22 protein-coding genes are annotated in these 21,385 nt (G+C 68.1%); 4 read left to right on the forward strand and 18 right to left on the reverse strand.

Going from position 1 to position 21,385, the window contains the following annotated elements; all coding sequences use genetic code 11:
* The first annotated feature begins 1 nt into the window (after nt 1).
* Nucleotides 2-2,449, forward strand: a complete 2,448-nt coding sequence (locus tag NR101_RS10155) for a ligase-associated DNA damage response DEXH box helicase (RefSeq protein ID WP_256775918.1) — start codon at nt 2-4, stop codon at nt 2,447-2,449.
* Complete coding sequence (pdeM, locus tag NR101_RS10160; protein ID WP_256775856.1) at nt 2,439-3,098, forward strand: ligase-associated DNA damage response endonuclease PdeM; 660 nt, start codon at nt 2,439-2,441, stop codon at nt 3,096-3,098. Before NR101_RS10155 ends, pdeM begins: the two co-directional genes overlap by 11 nt.
* A gap of 46 nt (nt 3,099-3,144) precedes the next feature.
* Here pdeM and NR101_RS10165 read toward each other — a convergent pair whose 3' ends face one another.
* From NR101_RS10165 to NR101_RS10200, 8 genes are all read right to left on the reverse strand, one after another.
* Nucleotides 3,145-3,414, reverse strand: a complete 270-nt coding sequence (locus tag NR101_RS10165; protein WP_256775855.1) for a hypothetical protein — start codon at nt 3,412-3,414, stop codon at nt 3,145-3,147.
* A gap of 165 nt (nt 3,415-3,579) precedes the next feature.
* The gene (locus NR101_RS10170) at nt 3,580-4,827 is read right to left on the reverse strand and encodes an NAD(P)/FAD-dependent oxidoreductase (RefSeq protein ID WP_256775854.1); all 1,248 of its coding nucleotides are present in this window, start codon (nt 4,825-4,827) and stop codon (nt 3,580-3,582) included.
* Nucleotides 4,828-4,945: 118 nt separating this feature from the next.
* Nucleotides 4,946-5,155, reverse strand: coding sequence for a cold-shock protein (locus NR101_RS10175; protein WP_256775853.1), 210 nt, complete (start codon nt 5,153-5,155; stop codon nt 4,946-4,948).
* Between the two features lie 88 nt (nt 5,156-5,243).
* Nucleotides 5,244-5,990 (reverse strand): S-methyl-5'-thioinosine phosphorylase, encoded by a 747-nt coding sequence (locus NR101_RS10180; RefSeq protein WP_256775852.1) that lies wholly within the window; start codon nt 5,988-5,990, stop codon nt 5,244-5,246.
* The gene (locus NR101_RS10185) at nt 5,990-6,544 is read right to left on the reverse strand and encodes a hypoxanthine-guanine phosphoribosyltransferase (protein WP_256775851.1); all 555 of its coding nucleotides are present in this window, start codon (nt 6,542-6,544) and stop codon (nt 5,990-5,992) included. The genes NR101_RS10180 and NR101_RS10185 overlap by 1 nt, the downstream gene beginning before the upstream one ends.
* Complete coding sequence (gene nagZ / locus NR101_RS10190; RefSeq protein ID WP_256775850.1) at nt 6,544-7,551, reverse strand: beta-N-acetylhexosaminidase; 1,008 nt, start codon at nt 7,549-7,551, stop codon at nt 6,544-6,546. Before nagZ ends, NR101_RS10185 begins: the two co-directional genes overlap by 1 nt.
* Before the next feature lie 97 nt (nt 7,552-7,648).
* Nucleotides 7,649-8,338 (reverse strand): DsbA family oxidoreductase, encoded by a 690-nt coding sequence (locus NR101_RS10195; protein WP_256775849.1) that lies wholly within the window; start codon nt 8,336-8,338, stop codon nt 7,649-7,651.
* A gap of 43 nt (nt 8,339-8,381) precedes the next feature.
* On the reverse strand, nt 8,382-8,885 hold the full coding sequence (locus NR101_RS10200) for a CYTH domain-containing protein (RefSeq protein WP_256775848.1): 504 nt from the start codon (nt 8,883-8,885) through the stop codon (nt 8,382-8,384).
* A 77-nt stretch (nt 8,886-8,962) separates the two neighbouring features.
* Here NR101_RS10200 and NR101_RS10205 point away from each other — a divergent pair, with 77 nt between their 5' ends.
* Nucleotides 8,963-9,574, forward strand: a complete 612-nt coding sequence (locus NR101_RS10205; RefSeq protein ID WP_256775847.1) for a hypothetical protein — start codon at nt 8,963-8,965, stop codon at nt 9,572-9,574.
* 387 nt (nt 9,575-9,961) lie between these two features.
* Here NR101_RS10205 and rlmD read toward each other — a convergent pair whose 3' ends face one another.
* On the reverse strand, nt 9,962-11,296 hold the full coding sequence (gene rlmD, locus NR101_RS10210) for a 23S rRNA (uracil(1939)-C(5))-methyltransferase RlmD (RefSeq protein WP_256775846.1): 1,335 nt from the start codon (nt 11,294-11,296) through the stop codon (nt 9,962-9,964).
* Between the two features lie 139 nt (nt 11,297-11,435).
* Here rlmD and NR101_RS10215 point away from each other — a divergent pair, with 139 nt between their 5' ends.
* A complete protein-coding gene (locus tag NR101_RS10215) occupies nt 11,436-12,161 on the forward strand; it encodes a response regulator (RefSeq protein ID WP_256775845.1) in 726 nt (241 codons plus the stop codon).
* 347 nt (nt 12,162-12,508) lie between these two features.
* Here the strand turns inward: NR101_RS10215 and recO are convergent, their stop codons facing one another.
* The 9 genes from recO to rpoE all read right to left on the reverse strand — a co-directional run bounded on the left by recO (nt 12,509) and on the right by rpoE (nt 21,285).
* Nucleotides 12,509-13,231, reverse strand: coding sequence for a DNA repair protein RecO (gene recO / locus NR101_RS10220; protein WP_256775844.1), 723 nt, complete (start codon nt 13,229-13,231; stop codon nt 12,509-12,511).
* Between the two features lie 67 nt (nt 13,232-13,298).
* Complete coding sequence (gene era / locus NR101_RS10225) at nt 13,299-14,195, reverse strand: GTPase Era (RefSeq protein ID WP_256775843.1); 897 nt, start codon at nt 14,193-14,195, stop codon at nt 13,299-13,301.
* Nucleotides 14,192-14,872 (reverse strand): ribonuclease III, encoded by a 681-nt coding sequence (gene rnc / locus NR101_RS10230; RefSeq protein WP_256775842.1) that lies wholly within the window; start codon nt 14,870-14,872, stop codon nt 14,192-14,194. The genes era and rnc overlap by 4 nt, the downstream gene beginning before the upstream one ends.
* Nucleotides 14,862-15,245: a DUF4845 domain-containing protein gene (locus NR101_RS10235; protein WP_256775841.1), complete on the reverse strand. Its 384-nt coding sequence runs from the start codon at nt 15,243-15,245 to the stop codon at nt 14,862-14,864. The genes rnc and NR101_RS10235 overlap by 11 nt, the downstream gene beginning before the upstream one ends.
* A 32-nt stretch (nt 15,246-15,277) precedes the next feature.
* Nucleotides 15,278-16,072, reverse strand: coding sequence for a signal peptidase I (lepB, locus tag NR101_RS10240; RefSeq protein WP_256775840.1), 795 nt, complete (start codon nt 16,070-16,072; stop codon nt 15,278-15,280).
* A gap of 103 nt (nt 16,073-16,175) precedes the next feature.
* Nucleotides 16,176-17,966, reverse strand: coding sequence for a translation elongation factor 4 (gene lepA, locus NR101_RS10245; protein ID WP_256775917.1), 1,791 nt, complete (start codon nt 17,964-17,966; stop codon nt 16,176-16,178).
* 169 nt (nt 17,967-18,135) lie between these two features.
* Entirely contained in the window at nt 18,136-19,665 is a 1,530-nt protein-coding gene (locus NR101_RS10250) for a DegQ family serine endoprotease (RefSeq protein WP_256775839.1), read from the reverse strand.
* 97 nt (nt 19,666-19,762) lie between these two features.
* Nucleotides 19,763-20,656, reverse strand: a complete 894-nt coding sequence (locus NR101_RS10255) for a sigma-E factor negative regulatory protein (RefSeq protein ID WP_256775838.1) — start codon at nt 20,654-20,656, stop codon at nt 19,763-19,765.
* Between the two features lie 8 nt (nt 20,657-20,664).
* Entirely contained in the window at nt 20,665-21,285 is a 621-nt protein-coding gene (rpoE, locus tag NR101_RS10260; protein WP_256775837.1) for an RNA polymerase sigma factor RpoE, read from the reverse strand.
* Between the last annotated feature and the right edge of the window lie 100 nt (nt 21,286-21,385).

The following is a 21,385-nucleotide window of genomic DNA, read 5'->3' on the forward strand; positions in this document are numbered from 1 at the left end:
GATGGCGACACTGGCCACGTGGTTCGCCAGCCGCGGCTGGGCGCCGTTGCCGTTCCAGAAGGCGATGTGGCGCCACTACCTGTCCGGCGCCTCGGGCCTGCTGCACACGCCCACCGGCAGCGGCAAGACCCTGGCCATGTTCGGCGGGCCGCTGCTGCAGGCACTGGCCGACCCGCTGCCCGTCACCGTTGCCGGGCGCGCGCGCACGCCGGTGCCGGTGCTGCAGGTGCTGTGGATCACCCCGCTGCGCGCGCTCGCCAGCGATACCGCGCGCGCGTTGCGCGAGCCGCTGGCTGGCCTCGGCCTGGACTGGCAGGTCGGCCTGCGCACCGGGGACGCCAGCGCCCGTGATAAACGGCTGGCGCGCGAGGGGCGCGTGGATGTGTTGGTGACCACGCCCGAATCGTTGGCGTTGCTGCTCAGCTATCCCGACGGCATGGCGAAGATGCGCCAGTTGCGCTGCGTGGTGGTCGATGAGTGGCACGAACTGCTGGGCAACAAGCGCGGCGTGCTGCTGCAGTTGAACCTGCGCCGGCTGCGCGATGCGTTGCCCGCGCTGCAGCTGTGGGGGCTGTCGGCGACGCTGGGCAATCTGGACGAGGCCCGCGAGGTGCTGCTGCCCGATATACCCGATGCCCCCCTGGTGGCGGGCGCGCGACCGCGTCCGGTCAGCCTTGAAACATTGCTGCCCGCGCACGGTGAACGCTTCCCCTGGGCCGGCCACCTCGGGCTGTCGCAGCTGCAGCGGGTGCTGGAAAAGCTGCTGTTGGTAGGCACCAGCCTATTGTTCACCAACACCCGCGCGCAGGCCGAGTTGTGGCACCAGGCGCTGTCGGCGGTGTGGCCGGAAGACCCGGCCACGCTCGCACTGCATCATGGCTCGCTGGACCCGGCGTTGCGTCGCGAGGTTGAGCAGGGGCTGCGTGACGGACGGCTGCGCTGCGTGGTGGCCACCTCCAGCCTGGACCTGGGCGTGGATTTTCCGGCGGTGGACCAGGTGCTGCAGATCGGCAGCCCGAAAGGCATCGCACGGCTGCTGCAGCGCGCCGGCCGCGCCCGCCACCGCCCCGGCGAATCGGGCCATATTGTCTGCGTGCCCTCGCATGCGCTGGAACTGGTCGAGTATGCGGCGGCACGACGCGCGCTGGCCGCCGGGGTGATCGAAGCACGGCGCCCCCCGCGGCTGTCGCTGGATGTATTGGCCCAGCACTGCGTGAGCTGCGCGCTCGGCGGTGGCTTCCAGGCCGATGCGCTGTACGAACAGGTCCGCCGCACCCACGCGTTCGCTTCGCTGGATGATGCGCACTGGCAGGGCGTGCTCGACTTCATCGTGCAGGGCGGCCGCGCGCTGGCGCAGTACCCGGACTTCCATAAAGTGGTGCGCGACGAGGATGGCGTGTACCGCGTGCACGACCGGCGCGTCGCGCTGCGCCATCGCCTGTCCATCGGCACCATCACCAGCGATGGCAGCGTCATGGTGCAGTTTCTGCGCGGCGGCCGGCTGGGCGCGGTGGAAGAACAGTTCCTGGGACGGCTGCGGCCGGGCGATCGCTTCCAGTTCGCCGGACGCCTGCTGGAACTGGTGCGGCTGGAAAACCTCACCGCGTATGTGCGCCTGGCCAAGGGCGGCGACGGCCTGGTGCCCCGCTGGCAAGGCGGCCGCTTGCCGCTGTCCGATGCGCTGGGGCATGAAATGGAGGCCGTGTTCGACGCCCCCGTGCAGTCGCCGGAGATGCAGTGGTTGGCGCCGCTGCTGGCGTTGCAGTCGCGCTTGTCGGTGCTGCCTGCGCCGTCGCGGCTGTTGGTGGAAATGGTGCGTCGGCGCGAAGGCCAGTTCGTGTTCGTGTACCCGTTCGCCGGCCGCCAGACCAACGAAGGGCTGGCCGCGCTGATGGCGATGCGCCTGGCCCGGCAGCAGCCCAACACCTTCGGCTACGCCGCCAACGATTACGGCTTCGTGTTGTCGCCAGCCCGCGCGATCGAACTGGACGCCGAGCGCGTGCGCGACCTGCTGCAGCCGGCGAATCTGTTCGAGGACCTGCGCGACAGCCTCAACCTGGCCGAGCTGGCACGCCGGCAGTTTCGCGACATCGCGCGGGTTTCGGGCATGCTGGTGCCGGCACTGCCCGGGCGCACGCCGCGCAGTCTGCGCCAACTGCAGGCATCCAGTGGTCTGCTGTACGACGTGCTGCGTCAACACGATCCCGACCACATCCTGCTGGGCCTGGCCGAACGCGAGGTGCTGCACGCACAGCTGGACCTGGACAGCCTGGCCACCACCCTGCAGCGCTGCCAGACGCGCACACTGAGCCTGCAGTCGCCGCCCAGCCTTGGCCCACTGTCGTTCCCGCTGTGGGCCGAGCGCCTGCGCGGCCAGCTCAGCAACGAAGACTGGAAAACCCGCGTGCAGCGCGCTGCACAGCAACTGGAGACACGTCATGGCCCCTGAACTGCCGACCACCCTTGCCGGTGAGTCGCTGCTGCTGCTCGGCGCGCGCGCCCTGTATTGGCCGGCGCGCAAGGCCCTGCTGATCGCCGACCTGCACCTGGGCAAAGCCGATGTGTTCCGGCGCGCGGGCATCGGAATGCCCAGCGGCGGCACCGCGGAGGACCTGCAGCGGTTGTCGACGCTGCTGCATCGGCACGACGTGGATACGCTGTGGATCCTCGGCGATGTGCTGCATGGCGTGGCCCATCGGACCTCGTGGTATCGGCAGTGGCAGGGCTGGCGCGAACAACATGGCGCGCTGCGGATTGGCGCACTGGCCGGCAATCACGACCGCGCACTGCCCACGGCCGACCTGGGTATCGAACTGCTGGGTGAGCGCCTGCAGGCAGGCCCTTTCCTGCTGCGCCATGATCCGCAACCGCACCCCTCACTGCATGTGCTGTGTGGTCACATCCATCCGCTGGCGCGCCTGCCGGGCATGCAGCGACGCTGGCCCGCGTTCTGGCTGCGCGAGCGCTTGACCGTATTGCCGGCGTGGTCGCGCTTTTCCGCGGGTATCGCCCCGGTGCTTGCCGCAGGCGAGCAGCTGGTGGCCTGCGTGGAAGACGAGGCGATCGCCCTGCCCGCCCGTCAGGCGCGCACGGCATAGCACGCACGCCGAAGCCACCACCGACACGGTAGTGGCTTACGCTCGATTACATTGCGGGAACGAGCACGTCCGGCATCAATCGGATGTCGGCCTTGTGGGGCCGGGGCCGCACCGGTTGGCGCAGGATCTCGGCCATCATGTCGTGTGCGGCGGTACGGATGCGTTGGTGCTGCTCCGGCGCGGAATGGGTGATGAGGCTGGTGACGTGGAACTCGAATACATCGTCCATCACATCAGGCTGATCCTCGTGCAGCATCTGCAACAGTCCGCGCAGCTTGCAGATTTCGGCATCCAGGACTTCGGCCATGAACAGCATGTCACTCTCCTTCGGGGGTGCGATCGGCCCATCAAGGACCGTAGGCGCAGGCGCCGCACGCAGGCCGCGTCTACCCGTCACTTGTCGCACACACGGGGTGAGTCCACCGTCAATGGATGTTAAATGCTCCTTCATCGACGCGCTGCGCACCGCTATCAAGGGTTATCAGCAGATGCGCGCAGCGTCCTGTGCAGCCATCGCGTCGATGAAACCGGGCGACAGGCCCAGCTTGCCCAGCCACCCACGCTGGGTGCCGCTGAGCACGCGCAACATGTGACCACGACCGACCGGCAGGTTGCCCATCGGCTTGAACAACACATCACGCGCACGCGCCAGCGTGTCGCGATCGGATTGGAACAACGGCGTCAGCCAGCGGCTCCAGAAGTGATAGATGGCCACATGCGCGCGGCGCTGCGCCACGTACGCCTGCAGCGCGGCATCGCGGTCGCGGTGCGCGCGCAGCGCATCGCGCAGCGCCAACGCGTCCATCAGCGCCATGTTCACGCCCTGCCCCAGCTGCGGGCTCATCGCGTGCGCGGCATCGCCGGCCAGCACCAGCCGGTCTCGGCTCCAGCGCGACATCACCGCATCACGGTAGCCCGCACGCGCCAGCTGCGCGCCATCGCGCACGCCGTCCAGGCGCGCATGCGCCTGCGGCCACAGCGTGGCGATCTCGTCCAACCAGCGCTGCAGGCCATCGTGTTCCCACTGCGCGAACTGATCACGCGGCAGGCTCCAGAAGAAACTCAGGCGCTGCTCGTCATCGCCGGGGCGCGTGCCCACGGGAAGCAGCCCGATCATCTTGCGCGCGGCCACATAGCGCTGGCGCAGTTCCTCGTAATGCGCCCAGTCGCCACGCGGCAGCAGGCACCACAGCGCGCCCCACGGGTACTCACGGTCCAGTTGGGTGCCCTGCACGTGCGTGCGCAGCGTGGAGCCGGCGCCATCGGCGGCGATCACCAGATCGTAGGGCCCGTGCCACACGCCGCGCGCGTCGCGCAGCCGTCCCTGCGTCGTGTCGACGTCGACGATGGCGGTGTCGGCGTGCAGGTTGCCCGGATGCTCCCAGGCCTGCGCCAGCAGCGAGAACAGCGCGCCACGCTGCATGCCCACGCCGTGCAGGCGCGCGTCCAGCGTGGCATAGCCCATCTCCATCACCGTACGTCCGCACGGCGTGTCGCCATACAGGCGACGCACGGCGGCACCGTGGTGCAGCACCTGCGGCAGCAGGTCCATCTGCCACAGCACCTCCAGTCCCGTGGGCTGCAGCAGGAAGCCGGCGCCGACCGGACCGGGTGCGGCTGCGCGCTCGAAGACGTGCACGTCGTGATGGTCGCGTGAAAGCAATACCGCCAATGCCTGTCCCGCCGTGCCGTAGCCGACGATGGCGATGGTCCGTCGTGGTGATGCCATGGATGTCCTTATTCGTGATCGGCATCACGCGCGATGCCGGTTGCCGCGCAGCGGTGGGTCCGCCGACAGCTAAAAAAAACCCCGCCGAAGCGGGGTTTTCAATGCGCAGCGCGATGAATTACTCGGCCGCCGGCACGATGTTCGAGGCTTGGGCGCCCTTCGGGCCCTGGGTCACGTCATAGGTGACCTTCTGGCCTTCCTGCAGACTGCGGAAGCCCTTGGAGTTGATCGCGGAGAAGTGCGCGAAGACGTCGGCGCTGCCGTCCTCCGGCGAAATGAAGCCAAATCCCTTGGCGTCGTTGAACCACTTGACGGTACCGTTCGGCATGGTGATGCGAGACCTTCTTCAATGAATGGGTGGTGTACGCTCAACCAGCGCACTGGCGGAGTATGCAAAGCTTGCTCCGCAATGACAATCACCCCCGTGCCAATTCGCCAATCAGTTCCGGCAATCCGGCCGACGCCGCGTCCACATTGGCCAGTACCTCGGCCATCGTGATTTCATCGCCATCGCCACAGCCGGCGGCCCAGTTGGCCACGATCGCCAGGCACGCATAGTCCAGACCCAGCTCGCGGGCGAGGCTGGCTTCGGGCATGCCGGTCATGCCGACCAGATCGCAGCCATCACGCCGCATCCGCGCAATTTCCGCGTTGGTTTCCAGCCGTGGTCCCTGGGTGGCGCCGTAGCAGCCGCCGTCGTGCAGGCGCACGCCGGTGACTTTCGCCGCCGCCAACACCTTGCTGCGCAGCATCGGCGTGTAGGGATGCCCAAAGTCCACGTGCAGGACCTCGCTGCCGGGCTCTTCGCTCAGGGTGGAGATACGGCCCCAGGTGTAGTCGATCAGCTGGTCCGGGCAGGCCAGTACGCGCGGGCCGCAGTGTTCGGTGATGCCGCCGACCGTGTTGAGGGCGAGCACGCGTGTGGCACCGATCTGCTGCAGCGCGGCAAGGTTGGCGCGGTAGTTGATCTTGTGCGGCGGCAGTGAATGGCCTTCGCCATGGCGGGCCAGGAAGGCCACGCGCTGGCCGAGCAGCGTACCGACCCGGATCGGGCCGGACGGCGTGCCGTAGCGCGTCTCCACCTGGTGGCTGCTGACATCATCCAGCTGGGCCAGTTTGTAGACGCCGGTACCGCCGATGACGGCGAGTGAAATCGCTTCCATCATTCCTTCATCGCATAGATGGCCGGCACGCAGCGCAGCGTTTCGTTGACGTCCATGCCGAACCCGAACACGTAGCGGTCCGGCAGGTCGATGCCGGCGTAGTCGGCCTTGACGTCGGGCAGCGCACGGTCGTGTTGCTTGACCGTCAGCGCGGCGATGCGCACGTCGGTGGCGCCCTGCTCCAGGCACCAGGTACGCACGCCCTGCAGGGTGTAACCCTCGTCGAGGATGTCATCGACCAGCAGCACGCGACGGCCGAACAGCGCGGTGGCCGGCTTGTGCTTCCACACCAGGTCGCCGCCGGTGGTTTCACCGCGGTAACGGGTGGCGTGCAGGTAATCGAACTGCACGTCCTGACCGCGCGCGCCCAGCTCCAGCGCAAGCTGGCCGGCGAACGGCAGCGCGCCGTGCATGATCGACAGGAAGAGCGGCACTTCGCCCTCGTAATCGCGCGCGATGGCGTCGGCGATGGCGGCGATGGCCGTGTCGATGGTGGGACGGTCGACCAGCAGGTCGGCCTGGGCCAGGGCCTGGGAAATGGTGAGGTTGGGCATCAGACGGTTCTTCCAAGGGTGTCAAGCAAACGGGATTGGGTGGTGCCATGGCGGGTATCGGCCAGCAGGCCGTCCCAGCCCAGCGCGCCGCGACCGATCAGACCGATCAGCGCAGCGGTGTTGAGGGTGCGCGGCTGGACCGCGCGCAGCGATTCTTCGACCAGTTCGGGATGGCAGACCAGCACCACGTCGCAGCCGGCATCCAGGTGTGCGTCCACGCGCGCCTTCACCCCGCCTGCGGAGAACGAGGCAGCCATGCCGATGTCATCGGAGAACACCACGCCGCGGAAGCCCATCTCCCCGCGCAGGATCTGCTGGATCCAGCGCGGCGAGTAGCCGGCCGGTTCCGGCGCGACCTGCGGGTAGACCACGTGGGCCATCATCACCGCATCGGCGCCGGCGTCGATGCCGGCCGCGAACGGCACCAGGTCCAGTGCACGCAGCGCGTCCAGCGTGCGCGGGTCGGAGGCATCATCGACATGGGTGTCTTCGCGGACCGTGCCATGGCCGGGGAAGTGCTTCAGGGTGGCGGCCATGCCGACGCTGTGCATGCCCTCGATGTAGGCGCGGGTGAAGGCGGCCACCACCTGCGGATCGGCGCTGAAGGCGCGGTCGCCGATGGCGAGGTTGCCGCGGCCCAGGTCGACCACCGGGGCGAAGCTCAGGTCCACGCCACTGGCGCGTACTTCGCTGGCCATCAGCCAGGCGTGCTGGGTGGCCAGCGCCAGGGCGGCCTGCGGGTCCTGCCGGTACAGGACATCGAAACCCTGCAACGGCGGCAGCGCGCTGTAGCCCTCGCGGAAGCGCTGCACGCGTCCGCCTTCCTGGTCCACGCAGATCAGCTGCGGGCGCGGTGCGGCGGCGCGGATCGCTGCGGACAGCTCGGCGACCTGCTGGCGCGAGGCGAAATTGCGCTTGAACAGGATGACGCCGGCCACGGCGTCGTGCTGCAGCCAATCGCGCTCCTGGGCAGTGAGTTCGGTCCCGGCAACGCCGATCACGAGCATGGTCGATCTCCAATACGGGGCGCCATGATGGCGCACTGCCGCATTGTCGCAGAACCCGCGCGCGCTAGGCCACGACTGCCGGTCGCCGCATATTCACCTAGGCGCAGCCGTCCGGGCCGCAGTGGGCCCCGTCGGTCGGACCGGCGACATCGTGCGTCGCCGCGGCGATCTCGCGCAGTGCCTGCGCGAAGGCCTCCGGCGGCTGGGCGCCCTGGATGGCATAGCGATCATTGACCACGAAGGTAGGCACCGACTGGATGCCCATGGCCTGGGCCTGGGTGAGCTGGGCCTGGATCTCCTCAAGCCCCTCCTCGCCGGCCAGCAGCTCGGTCACCCGCTCGGCCGGGATGCCGCCTGCGACAGCGGCGTCGATCAGTGTCTGCGGGTCGGCCAGGTTGCGGCCTTCGACGAAATGGGCACGGAACAGCGCCTCGCCCACCGGGCCCTGCACGCCTTCACGCCCGGCCAGCCACAGCACGCGGTGCGCCGGCAGCGTGGTCACCCGCACCTGGCCCTGGTCGAAGTCCATCGGCAGGCCCTCGGCGCGCGCGGCAGTCTGGGTCTGGGACAGGATCTGTTCGGTGCGCTCGGCACTGCCGAACTTGGCGGCGTAGGCCTGCCGCAGCGGCACCGGGGTGACGCCCGCATCGGGATCGAGCAGGAACGGATGCCAGTGCACCTCCACCTGCGGGGCGTCGTCGCCCAGCAGGGCCAGGCCCTGCTGGAAACGGTGCTTGCCGATCCAGCACCAGGGGCATACCACGTCGGACCAGATATCGATTTTCATCCGACCAGACTGTGGGCCGCCCGGGGCGATTGCAAGATGGGGCTCAGCCCCGTTCAGCAGCCGACCAGCGCGAGAACGGGTGCGCGGCCAGCGCCAGGTTGTAGTAGCGGACGTGGTCGGTAACCTCGGTGCCGGCCCACGCGGGCAGGTCGATGGCCTGGTCGGCGTGTTCCAGCTCGACTTCGGCCACCACCAGCCCGGCGTTGTCGCCGAGGAACTCGTCCACCTCCCAGACCAGGCCGCCGTGATGCACCAGGTGCCGCCGCTTGTCGATCAGCCCGCCCACGCACAGCGCCAGCAACGCGCGCGCATCCGCCACCGGGATCGGGTAGTCGAACTCCTGGCGGGTGTGCCCGATCTCGCGCGACTTCATGTTGAGGAAGGCCTGCTCGCCCTGGATGCGCACGCGCACCGAGGCCTTCTGCGCGCCGCTCTCCAGGGAGGCTGTGTCGTTGAGATAGCCCTGCGCCATCGGGATCACCGCGTGCGCGGCGCTGCGCCAGCCATCGCCGGTGACGAGGTATTTGCGTTCGATTTCAATGCCCATGCGCACAGTATGCGCGATCGTGGGGAAGCGGCCGAGCCATGCTTCTATACTGTTTGGCTGCCCTGCAAGGACGCCCGATGAACCACCTGCTCGCCTCCTCGTTGCTGTCGCTGCTGCCGCTGAGCGCAGTGGCTGCCACGCCGCCGACCCACGCGCAGATCGAGGCGTCGATCCTGGCGATGATCGACGCGGAGAAGAAGCCGGCCGCCTCCACCCAGGATCTGGTGCTGCACGCGATGTTCACCCCGCGCGGGTTCGAGCACGGGCCGTGTTTCGCCAGCGCTGACGTAAGCGGCGCGTACGAGTGCCTGGTCGGCATGGAGATCGGCATCAGGACCCGCTACCGCATGCTGCGCTTGGTTCCGCAGGGCATGGGCTGGGTGTTGGAAAAAGCAGATGTGCCGGCGCCGGTTCCTCCGCGCGAACGCGCCCGTGCGCTGCTCAGCGAACGACTCGACGAGCGCATGGCCAGCATCGCGGATGCGACGGCGCGCGGGGAGATGCGGGCCTCCCAGAAGCGGCTGCAGGTCCGGGCGATTCAGGACTGCGAGCTGCGCAGCACCGACGCGGCGGAGATCACCTGCGAGGTCACCGCAGGCGATGGCACCGAGCGCGGCACCGAGCCGCAGACGTATGTGTTCGATGCACAGGGGCAGTGGCAGAACGCTCCTCTCAATGCCGATCGGTAGGCGACGCTGGGGCTGACGCGAGGCCGCCAGCGCCGCACCGCGTATCGCCTCGGCAGGGGCGACGCCAGTCGACTGCCGATGGCAGGCCTCAGCGCGACGACGGCAGGTTCCCAGCGAAGGCCCGGCATCCCCGCGCATGCAGCCCACCATTGCCCTCGATCGGGGCATGCGTTCCCGGACGCGGTCGCAGCGCCGCCCGTCGACTCGCGTCCGACCCTGCCGGCATCCGCGCCGCCGCCGGGACCGGTCCCGGCGTGCGCCTACCAGCGGTGCGTCGGTTGCCTCGTCGGCATGCGTCCACCCGCGGTGCCGACGGTTGACTCATCAGCAGGCGTCCACCCGCGGTGACGAGGGCGACCGTACCGGTCGCCGGCCTGCGGTCAGCGCTTATCGCTTCTCGAACACCGCGATGCTCTCCACGTGCGCGGTGTGGGGGAACATGTCCATCGCACCGGCGCTGACCAGCGTGAAGCCCTGCTCGTTGACCAGGTAGCCGGCATCGCGGGCCAGCGAACCCGGATGGCAGCTGACGTAGACGATGCGCTTGAACTGCTTCAACGGCAGCTGCTGCAGCACTTCAATGGCACCCGAACGCGGCGGATCCAGCAGCAGCTTGTCGAAGCCCTGGCGCATCCACGGCGTCTGCCGCTGGTCCTGGGTGAGGTCGGCGGCAAAGAACTGCGCGTTGTCCAGGCCGTTGCGCGCCGCATTTTCCTTCGCGCGCGCCACCAGCCCGGCCTCGCCCTCCACGCCGACCACTTCGCGCACGGTGCGCGCCAGCGGCAGGGTGAAGTTGCCCAACCCGCAGAACAGATCGAGCACGCGCTCGTCCGGGCCCGCGTCAAGCAGTTCCAGGGCCAGCGCGATCATCTTCACGTTGAGCTTGGCGTTGACCTGGATGAAGTCCAGCGGGCGGAACGCCAGCTCGACATCCCACGGCGCCAGCTTGAACGACAGCGGCACCTCCGCCGGCCACAGCGGGTGCACCGATTCCACGCCACCGGGCTGTAGCGAAATGGCGAAGCCATGTTCCTGCCCGAAGGCGGTCCAGGCCGCACGGTCGGCATCGGTGAGCGGCTGCATGTGGCGGATGGTCAACATGATCGCGTCATCGCCGGCGATGAATTCGATCTGCGGGATGTCGCGCTTGCCATCGAGGGTTTCGATGAACGCGGCCATCATCCCGACCTTGCTGCCGATCTCCGGGATCACGGTCAGGCACTGCGACAGGTCGGCCACAAAGCGCGGATCCTGCTCGCGGAAGCCGACCAGGGTCTTGTCCTTCTTCTCGACCCGACGCACCGAAAACCGGCCCTTGCGGCGGTAGCCCCAGCTGTCACCGACCAGCGGCGGCAACACCGTGCCGGGCGTGACGTGGCCGATCCGGGTCAGGTTGTCCATCAGCACCCGCTGCTTGGCCACGATCTGCTGCGACTCCTCCAGATGCTGCAGCACGCAACCGGCGCAGACGCCGAAATGCGGACAGCGCGGCGTCACCCGCTGCGGCGAGGGCTGCAGCACGTCCAGGGTGCGCGCTTCGTCGAAATGGCGGTTGCGGGCGGTCGGTTCAGCGCTCACCACTTCACCCGGCAGCGCGCCGGTGATGAAGGTGACCTTGCTGCCCTCGCCTTCGCGGCGGGCCACGCCACGGCCATCGTGGCTGAGGTCGAGGATGTCGGTCTGGAACGGCGTACGGTCGAGGCGGGAGCGGGTTCGGGCCACGTGGCAACAGGCTGCGGGCAAAAAGGGTGCGTATTGTCGCAGATACGCAGCTCGGACTGCCAAAAGCACCCCTGTAACCGCTTGCAGCGCGCGTGCGCATGTTTAATATGGCGCATAGCTGACATGGAGGCAGCCACAAATGCAGATGACCCCGCGGGATCCCATGCCCCGATTCCTGCTCGTCGAGGACGACACCATCAGCCGCGGCTTCTTCAAGGCCGCGCTGGAAGCTCTTCCCGCCGAGGTGGACACCGCCGATTCGTTGGCCACGGCCATGGACCGGGCTCGCAGCGGCCAGCACGACCTGTGGCTGATCGACGTCAACCTGCCCGATGGCAACGGCACCGAGCTGCTGCAGGCACTGCGCCTTTCACGCCCGGATACCCCAGCGTTGGCGCATACCGCCGATGGCGACACCAGCATCCACGCGCGGCTGCGCGATGCCGGCTTCAGCGAGACCTTGGTCAAGCCGCTCAGTGGCGAGCAGCTGCTCAAGGCGGTGCGGCGCGCCCTGGTCAACAGCCCCGGCAGCGCACCCTCGGCACTGGGCACCGGCGCGGACGCCGAGCGCGAGGACTGGGACGAAATCACCGCCCTGGCCGCGCTGAATGGGCAACGCCATCACCTGATCGCGCTGCGCGAGCTGTTCCTGGCCGAGCTGCCGGGGGTCCGTGACGCGGTCGCCCAGGCCCTGCTGCAGCAGGATGTGCGCGCGCTGCATGGGCAACTGCACCGGCTCCAGGCCAGCTGTGGGTTTGTCGGCGCCGCACGGCTGGCGCGCGCGGTGCGCCAACTGCACCAGGCGCCGCAGTCCAGTGGTGCGCATACGCGATTCCAGGCGGCAGTGGAATCGTTGCTGCATTGAGGCCGAGGCAGAGGCCAAGGCAGCCGGGCATGGCCCGGCTCTACCAGGAGCGCGCGTAGCCGGGCATGGTCCGGCCCTATCGGGAGCGCGCGCGGCCGGGCATGGCCCGGCTCTACCAGGAGCGCGCGTAGCCGGGTATGGTCCGGCCCTATCGGGAGCGCGCGCGGCCGGGCATGGCCCGGCTCTGCCGGGAACGCACGTAGCCGGGCATGGTCCGGCTCTGCCGGGAGCGCGCGTAGCCGGGCTTGGTCCGGCTCTGCCGGGAGCGCGCGTAGCCGGGCTTGGTCCGGCTCTGCCCGGAGCGGGTGATGCTCCGTTGGGCACGGTGGCGTGCCCGGACCGCTCGCCTAGCGGCGACGCGCCAGGTCTTCGAGCATTTCCCAGGACTTGAGTCCGCGCCCGCCCAGATGGTGCAGCAGCACCGCGCGCATGCCACGGCGCAGGCTGGCCAGGTCGTCAGGCCCCGGCTGGCGGTCGTCGGCGAGGGCGAGCAGTGCACTGCCGGTGGCCGTGCCCCGGCGTGGGTCGGTGCCGCGTTCGCTGAGCAGCCGGCGCGGTCCCTCCTGCGGGTCCAGTTCGTAGCGGGCGGCCGGATCGACCGGTTCGCCCTCGCTGCCATGGGCCAGATCGAAGCCGAAACCGAGCGCTTCCAGCAGGTCGCGCTCGAACCGGCGCAGGGTCCAGGCCAGCGGTTCACCGTCGCGCAGCCGTTGGCGCACGAGGCCGTAATGGTCGTACAACTCGGGCAGCGGGTCCTGGCGGGGCGCCAGGCGCATGATCAGTTCATTGATGTAGAAGCCGGCCAGCATCGTCTCGCCGCCGAGCCGAGGCGCCGCGTCGAGCGCCTCGGCGCCCCGCAGCTGGGCCAGTTCGCCGCGCTGGACCGCGCTGAAACGGATCCATTGCAGCGGCTGCAGGGCCGCGCGCAGCGCCTGGCTGCGCGGGCTGCTGACGCCGCGCGCGAGCAACCCGAGCCGGCCATGCTGCTCGGTCAGTACTTCCACCAGCAGGCTGGTCTCACGCCAGGCCCGGGCATGCAGCACGAAAGCAGGTTCGTCGTCGATGCGCATGGCTCAGCCGTCAACGGCAGGCGGGTGGCAGGCCGGCGGCCGTCCTCGGACGGCACGCCTGCCCGGCTTATTCGTAGCCGAAGGCCTTCAGTGCGGCTTCGTCGTCGGACCAGCCCTCACGCACGCGCACCCAGGTCTCCAGGAACACCTTGGCGTCGAACAACCGCTCCATCTGCATGCGCGACTTGGCGCCGATGTCCTTCAGGCGGGTGCCGCCCTTGCCGATCACGATGGCCTTCTGGCCTTCGCGTTCGACCCAGATCACCGCGCCGATGCGCAGCAGGTTGCCGTCTTCGACGAAGCGCTCGATCTCCACCGTGGTGGCATACGGCAACTCTTCGCCGAGCTGGCGCATCAGCTGCTCGCGGACCAGCTCGCCGGCCAGGAAGCGCTGGCTGCGGTCGGTGATCTCATCCTCGCCAAACATCGGCGGGGCTTCGGGCAGCAGCTTGAGCAGGTCGCGCACCAGCGCTTCCAGCCCGTTGCGCTTCTGCGCCGAAATCGGGTGCACGGCGGCGAAGTTGCGGCCTTCGGTGACCTGCTGCAGGAACGGCAGCAGCGCGGCCTTGTCCTTCAGCCTGTCGACCTTGTTGACCACCAGCACCACCGGGATGCCCGAGTCGCTGAGGACGTTGAAAGCCAGGGTGTCTTCCTCGTCCCAGCGACCGGCTTCGATCACCAGCATGCCCGCGTCCACGCCTTCCAGCGAGCCACGCGCGGCGCGGTTCATCACCCGGTTCATGGCGCGCTTCTGCACACGGTGCAGGCCGGGGGTGTCCACCAGCACCAGCTGCCCTTCCGGGTAGCTGGCAATGCCGAGCAGCCGGTGCCGCGTGGTCTGCGGGCGGTTGGAAACGATGCTGACCTTGGCGCCCACCAGGGCGTTGGTCAGGGTGGATTTACCGACATTGGGACGGCCGATGACCGCCACGCTGCCGCAACGATGGGGGATTGCTTCGCTCACTTGGAATCCAGTTGCTCGAGGGCGGCCGCAGCCGCCTGTTGTTCGGCCAGCCGTCGCGAGGCACCTTCGCCTTCGGTGCTGACAGCGGGATCGGCTACGCCGCAGCGTACCCGGAAGGTCTTGGCATGATCATCACCCGACTCTGACAGCAGCTCATAGAGCGGCAATGTCTTCTGCCGGGCCTGCAACCATTCCTGCAGGCGGGTCTTGGGGTCTTTTTCGGGCTTGCCGGTGGCCGGCAGCGTATCCATCGAGGGACCGAACCAGGGCAGCACGACGCTCTGGCACGCATGGAAGCCAGCGTCCAGGTAGATCGCGGCCACCACCGCCTCGAGCGCATCGGCCAGGATCGAGTCGCGGCGGTGCCCGCCGGTCTTCATCTCACCCGGCCCCAGGATGAGCCGGTCGCCCAGCTCCAGGGTGCGGGCGATCACCGCCAGCGCGCCTTCGCGCACCAGCTCGGCGCGGGCACGGGTCAGCGCGCCCTCGTCGGCCTTGGGCCAGCGCTGATACAGCGCCTGGGCCACCATCATGTTGACGATGCTGTCGCCGAGGAACTCCAGCCGCTCATTGTTGGGCGTGCCGGCACTGCGATGCGTCAGGGCCTGCTGGAGCAGGCCCGGATCCTGGAAGGGGTGGCCGATGGGGTCACCGCGTTGGAAAGTCTTAGTCGACACCGTTGAGGGTCAGTTCCTGGTTCGTATCAAATTTGCCAACCACATCGAGGTTGCCGAGCAGTTCACGGCGGACCTCGTAGTTGACCTTCATGTTCCAGCCACCACTGATCCGGTCGAACTTCACATTGGCCGGCTTCACGTTTTCCGAATAGCTGATGTACAACCGCTTGAAGAACATATCCTGCACGCGCGCCGGCTCCATGTTGCCGACACCCGGCTCCTTGGCCAGGCTCTTGAGTGCCGAGCGGACCGCGTAGTACTCCTGGTACATCGGGAACAGCTTCATGCCGATATACAAGCCGAAACCGACCACGATCAGGACCACGAGGAACGAGGTCAGGGTCATGCCACGCTGCGTGTTCATCGTCTTCATTGCGTTCTCCCCAGATACGCTTGTGTGATGGATCAATTGATGCTCGAGCCGATCCGCGAGGGCTCGAAACCGTCCTTGCAGAACCAACCCGAGCAGTTCAGCCAGATCAGGAACGCCTTGCCGCGCAGATTTTCCTCCGGCAGCAGACCCCAGAAACGGCCGTCATCGCTGTTGTCGCGATTGTCGCCCATCACAAGGTACTTGCCCGCCGGTACGGTCCACTGGCCTTCGCCACGCGGATAGTCGGTTTCCAGCACGGTATGGGTACGGCCCGGCAGGTGCTCGACCAGCAGCGAGCTGCCCTCGCCCTGGCCGCGATGGCCGGCGTACAGACCCTTGTTGTCGTACTTGAGCGGCTCGCCATTGAGGATCAGGCCATTGCCCTGGAACACGATCTGATCGCCCGGAATACCGATCACCCGCTTGATGAAATTCTCGCCCTTGGCCGGGTCGGTGTCCGAATGGCCCGGGAAGTGGAACACCACCACGTCGCCGCGCTTGGGCTCACCCAGCGGCACGATCTTGGCGTTGTTCAACGGCAGGCGCAGGCCGTAGGAGAACTTGTTGACCAGGATGAAATCGCCGATCAGCAGGTTGGGCATCATCGAGCTGGACGGGATCTTGTACGGTTCGGCGATGAAGCTGCGCACCACCAGCACGATCGCCAGCACCGGGAAGAACGCCCGGGCGTAGTCGACCATCACCGGCTCGGTGTCCAGCAGGCCGGCGCGCTGGGCGCGGCGCTTGGCGAAGTAGAGCTTCTCGCCGAGCAGGATCAGGCCCGAGGCCAACGTCAGTACGACCAGGAGAATCTCAAACAATTTCATGCAGTGTCCTTGGGAACGATTGCAGCGGTGCGGGGGGTGGTTCCCCGCGCGCCGGGCGACACCGTCCGGTGCCGTCTGCCGCCGCCGGGAAAGCCATCCGGCCTTACTTGTCCATCTGCAGCACGGCCAGGAAGGCTTCCTGCGGGATCTCCACGCGGCCGACCTGCTTCATGCGCTTCTTGCCTTCCTTCTGCTTCTCGAGCAACTTCTTCTTGCGCGAAACGTCGCCACCATAGCACTTGGCCAGCACGTTCTTGCGCATAGCCTTGACCGTGGTGCGGGAGATGATCTGCGAGCCGACAGCCGCCTGGATGGCCACGTCGAACTGCTGCCGCGGGATCAGTTCCTTCATCTTTTCGCACAGCTCGCGGCCGCGGCGGTCGGCATGGCTGCGGTGCACGATCAGCGACAGCGCGTCGACCTTGTCGCCGTTGATCAGCACGTCCACGCGGACGAACGGGCCGGCGTCGAAGCGCACGAAGTGATAGTCCAGCGAGGCATAGCCACGGCTGACCGACTTCAGCTTGTCGAAGAAGTCCAGCACCACTTCGGCCATCGGCAGCTCGTAGCTGATCTGTACCTGGCTGCCCAGGTAGTTGATGCCGATCTGGCTGCCGCGCTTTTCTTCGCACAGCTTGATGATGTTGCCGATGTACTCTTCGGGCGTGAGCACGTTGGCGCGGATGATCGGCTCGCGGATCTCATCGACCATGTTCACCGGCGGCAGCTTGGCCGGGTTGTCCATGTTGATGATGGTGCCGTCGGTCTTGAGCACTTCATAGACCACGGTCGGCGCGGTGCTGATCAGGTCCAGGTTGTACTCGCGCTCCAGGCGCTCCTGCACGATTTCCATGTGCAGCATGCCCAGGAAGCCGCAGCGGAAGCCGAAGCCCATCGCCTCGGAGCTTTCCGGCTCGAAGCGCAGCGCGGCATCGTTCAGGCGCAGCTTGTCCAGCGCTTCGCGCAGGTCCGGGTAGTCTTCGGCATCGACCGGGAACAGGCCGGCGAACACGCGCGGCTGCATTTCCTGGAAGCCCGGCAGCGGCGTGGACGCCGGATCGGCGGCCAGGGTCAGGGTGTCGCCGACCGGCGCGCCGTGCACGTCCTTGATGCTCGCCGTCACCCAGCCCACTTCACCGGCACCGAGCGTCGGCAGCACCTTGCGCTTGGGGGTGAACACGCCAACGTTCTCGACCTGGTGATTGCGGCCGGTGGACATCACCTGCAGCTTGTCGCCGGCCTTGATCTGGCCCTGCATCACGCGCACCAGCGAGACCACGCCCAGGTAGTTGTCGAACCACGAGTCGATGATCAGCGCCTGCAGCTTGTCGGTATCACGCGGCACCGGCGGCGGAATGCGCTGCACGATCGCCTCCAGCACGTCCACCACGTTCAGGCCGGTCTTGGCGCTGATCGCCACCGCGTCGGTGGCATCGATGCCGATCACCGCCTCGATCTCGGCCTTGGCCCGATCGATGTCGGCGGTGGGCAGATCGATCTTGTTGATCACCGGCACCACTTCCAGCCCCTGCTCGACCGCCGTGTAGCAGTTGGCCACCGACTGCGCTTCCACGCCCTGGGCCGCATCGACCACCAGCAGCGCGCCTTCGCAGGCGGCCAGCGAGCGGCTGACTTCATAGGAGAAGTCGACGTGCCCGGGGGTGTCGATGAAGTTCAGGTGGTAGGTCTGGCCGTCTTTGGCGACATACGGCAGGGAGACCGACTGGGCCTTGATGGTGATGCCACGCTCGCGCTCGATCGGGTTCGAGTCGAGCACCTGCGCCTCCATTTCACGGGCCTGGAGGCCGCCGCAAAGCTGGATGATGCGATCGGCCAGCGTGGACTTGCCGTGGTCGACGTGGGCGATGATGGAGAAGTTGCGGATGAACCGCATCGAATCAGAAGACATAGGTGGCGGCGGCGCGTCGCGTCGTCAGGATGACTGCGGATTATCGCATGGCCGGCCCGCTCCCGCGTGGGCCATTGCGGCGATTGGCGTGAATGGGCTCCCAAAACGACCGGGCCCGCCGAAGCGGGCCCGGAAACGCAGTGGTGGCGGGAATTTACTGCCCGGCCTTGACCGCCACGAAGGCGCTGTTGCCGTTGGCACGAACCAGCAGCATGACCACATCGCCCTTCTTGTAACCGGCCAGCGCCTTGTCCAGCGCCGCCACGCTGCCGACCGGCGTGCGGCCGACCTGCAGGATCACCAACCCCGGCGACAACTGTGCATCACGCGCCGATTGGCCGTTGACCCGGGTGATGCGCACGCCCTCGCCGGCCTCCAGGCCCAGCTGCTTGCGCTGCGGGGCCGTCATATCGGCCACTTCCAGCCCGAGCAGGGCATTGCTGCCCGTCTGCGGGGCCGCATCCGGGGCAGCGGATGCACGCGGGCTGCCCGCCTCGGCGTCTTCGGCCTGGGCGGTCAGCGTGGCGGTCAGCTCACGCTCCTTGCCATCGCGCACCACGCCCAGCCGCACCTTGGAACCCGGCGGCAGTGCGCCGATGGCGGGGGGAAGATCACTGAAGGTGTTGATGGGGCTGCCATTGACCGAACGGATCACATCACCCGGCTCGATACCGGCCTTGAGCGCCGCGCTGCCCGCGACCACTTCGTTGACCAGCGCGCCACGACTGTCGGACAAGCCCAGACCCTGTGCCTTGAGCCCGTCGATCGGGCCGACCGCGGCGCCCAGCTGGCCACGGGTCACCCGGCCGGTCTTCTTGATCTGCTCGACCGCGCCCATGGCCAGGTCGATCGGGATCGCGAAGCTGATGCCCATGTAGCCGCCGGAGGCGGAGAAGATCTGCGAATTGATGCCGACCACTTCGCCGCGGGTATTGAGCAGCGGACCGCCCGAGTTGCCCTGGTTGATGGCCACGTCGGTCTGGATGAATGGCACGTAGCGCTGGTCCGCGCCGCCGGTGCTGCGTCCGACCGCGCTGACCACGCCGGCGGTGACCGAGTGGTCCAGGCCGAACGGCGAGCCGATCGCGACCACCCACTGGCCCGGCTTGAGCGTATTGGAATCGCCGACGCGCACGGTCGGCAGGTTCTTGCCGTCGATCTTGAGCAGGGCCACGTCGTACTGCTGGTCGCTGCCGATCACCTTGGCGGTGAACTCGCGTCGGTCGCCGAGCTTGACCTTCACCTCGCTGGCGTCGGCGACCACGTGGTAGTTGGTCAGCACATAGCCGTCGGCGGAGATGATGAAACCCGAGCCCATGCCACGGCCCTGGATGCGCGGGCCGTCGTCCTGGCCACCGGGGCCCTGCCCCGGCATCTGGAAATCGGGGCCGAAGAAGCGGCGGAAGAATTCGGGCATCTCATCGTCGCCGCCCGGACCCATGCCACGGGCCTGGCGGTTGCTGCGCACGATGGTGGTTTCAACGTTGACCACGCCGGGCCCGACCTGTTCGACCAGGTTGGTGAAGTCCGGCAGGCCGCTGACCAGCTGGGGCGCCGGCGCGCGCGGCGCGGCGGCCGGTGCGGCGGCAGCAGGCGCGGTCGGGGCCGGCGCCTGGGCGCAGGCCATCAGCGGCAGGGTCAGGGCCAACAGGGTCATGGCCTGGGTACGCATGCGTGGGGTCATCAGACTCGAGCCTCCGGGTCAGTAAGCGGGGAAAGGGGCAGCGTTCCGGCCGAAGGGCCGGGCGCGGGACAGATCGGGAAGGGAAACGCGGTGGCGCTCAGTCGCGGTGCCTGCGTGGGGTCGGCACACTCGGTTCGGATTCCTGCAGGCGCGGTTCGAACGGGTAGAACGCGGCCTGCGGCTCCTGCGTGGAGAAACTGGCGTTGAGTGCACCCCCGGCGGGGGCCAGGGTGGAACGCGGCCACGGCCTGGCCTGCAGGCTGGCGACGTCACCGAACGGCAGCTGGCGGGTCGTCACGGTGGCATGGGCGGCAGCCGGCGGCAGGGTCGGTGCCAACGGGGCCTGGCTGGCCAGCGCACGCTGCGGCTCGGCACTGCGCGCGGCGGCGCTGCGTGCGACCTGCTGGGTGCGGGTGGCGCTGGCGCGGCGTACCGACGCCACGTCCTGGCGGCGGCTGGCGGCGGCGACCGCAGCGGCCGGGGCCGCGGCCATCGCAACGGCGGCCTCCACCGGTGCTGCCGGGGTAGCCGGGGCCGTCGGCAGCTCGGCCTGGCTGGCGATGATGGTGGTGGTCGGGGCATCCAGCGGCGGGGCCTGGCTGGGCAGCTGTTCGCGGGTCATGAACATCGCCACGGCCGCCACCGAGGCGGCCAGCGCCGCGCCACCGCCCCAGCGGCGCCAGCCACTGCGGGATTCACGGGTACGCTCGGTGGACGCGGGCGCAAGCGGCGCGGGTTCAGCGGCAACCGCGCCACGCACGCGCTCGGCGAAGTCCAGCGGTGCCGGTGCGCATGGCTGGCCGCGCAGCACGTCGCCCAGCAACTGCCACCGCTCGTGGCAGCCGGCCAGGGCGTCGTCGTGCTCGAGCCGGCGCAGCATGAACCGCGCTTCGTCGGCCGACAGGGCGCCGTCGATCAACGCCGACAGCTGCTGGCGATTGTGGGCATCGAGTTTGTCCGGCGCAGCGCCGGTGGATCCAGGGTTGTTCATGTGGTGGCTCATACGCGGCTCTTCTCGCGGGTGGCACTGCCGACATCCAGCAGTGGCCGAAGTTCAGTGTCGATCGCCTCGCGGGCGCGGAAGATCCGCGACCGCACAGTGCCGATCGGGCACCCCATCTTCTGCGCGATGTCTTCGTAACTCAGCCCGTCCACCTCGCGCAGGGTGATGGCCGATCGCAGTTCCTCCGGCAGCGCCGAGACCGCCTTCATCACCGTCTGCTCCAGTTCCTGGCGCATCAATTCGCGCTCGGGCGTGTCGGTGTCGCGCAGCCGGGTACCGCTGTCGAACTGTTCGGCATCGCCGATGTCGATGTCATCGGTGGGCGGGCGGCGGTTGTGGGCAGCAAGGTGGTTTTTGGCAGTGTTCACGGCGATCCGATGCAACCAGGTATAGAACTGGGCGTCGCCACGGAAACTGCCGATCGCGCGATACGCGCGGACGAACGTGTCCTGGGCGACGTCCTGACATTCACTCCAGTCGGCGATGTAGCGCCCGATCAGTGCAATGATCCGATGCTGGTACTTGCGCACCAGGACATCAAAGGCCGCACTCTCACCGCGCTGCACGCGCCGGACTAGTTCCAGGTCCAGCTCCTGTGGTGTTTCAACCTCGGCCATGAGGGGCCGCACTCCTGTCAGCCCGACCAACGTCGAGCACTGAGACTGCCAATCCCGGGAAAAGTTCAGCGACCGATCACACGACGCCGCACCAGCTTTT

The organism is Stenotrophomonas sp. Ste86 (assembly GCF_024519465.1).
In the GTDB taxonomy this organism is placed as follows: Bacteria; Pseudomonadota; Gammaproteobacteria; order Xanthomonadales; family Xanthomonadaceae; genus Stenotrophomonas.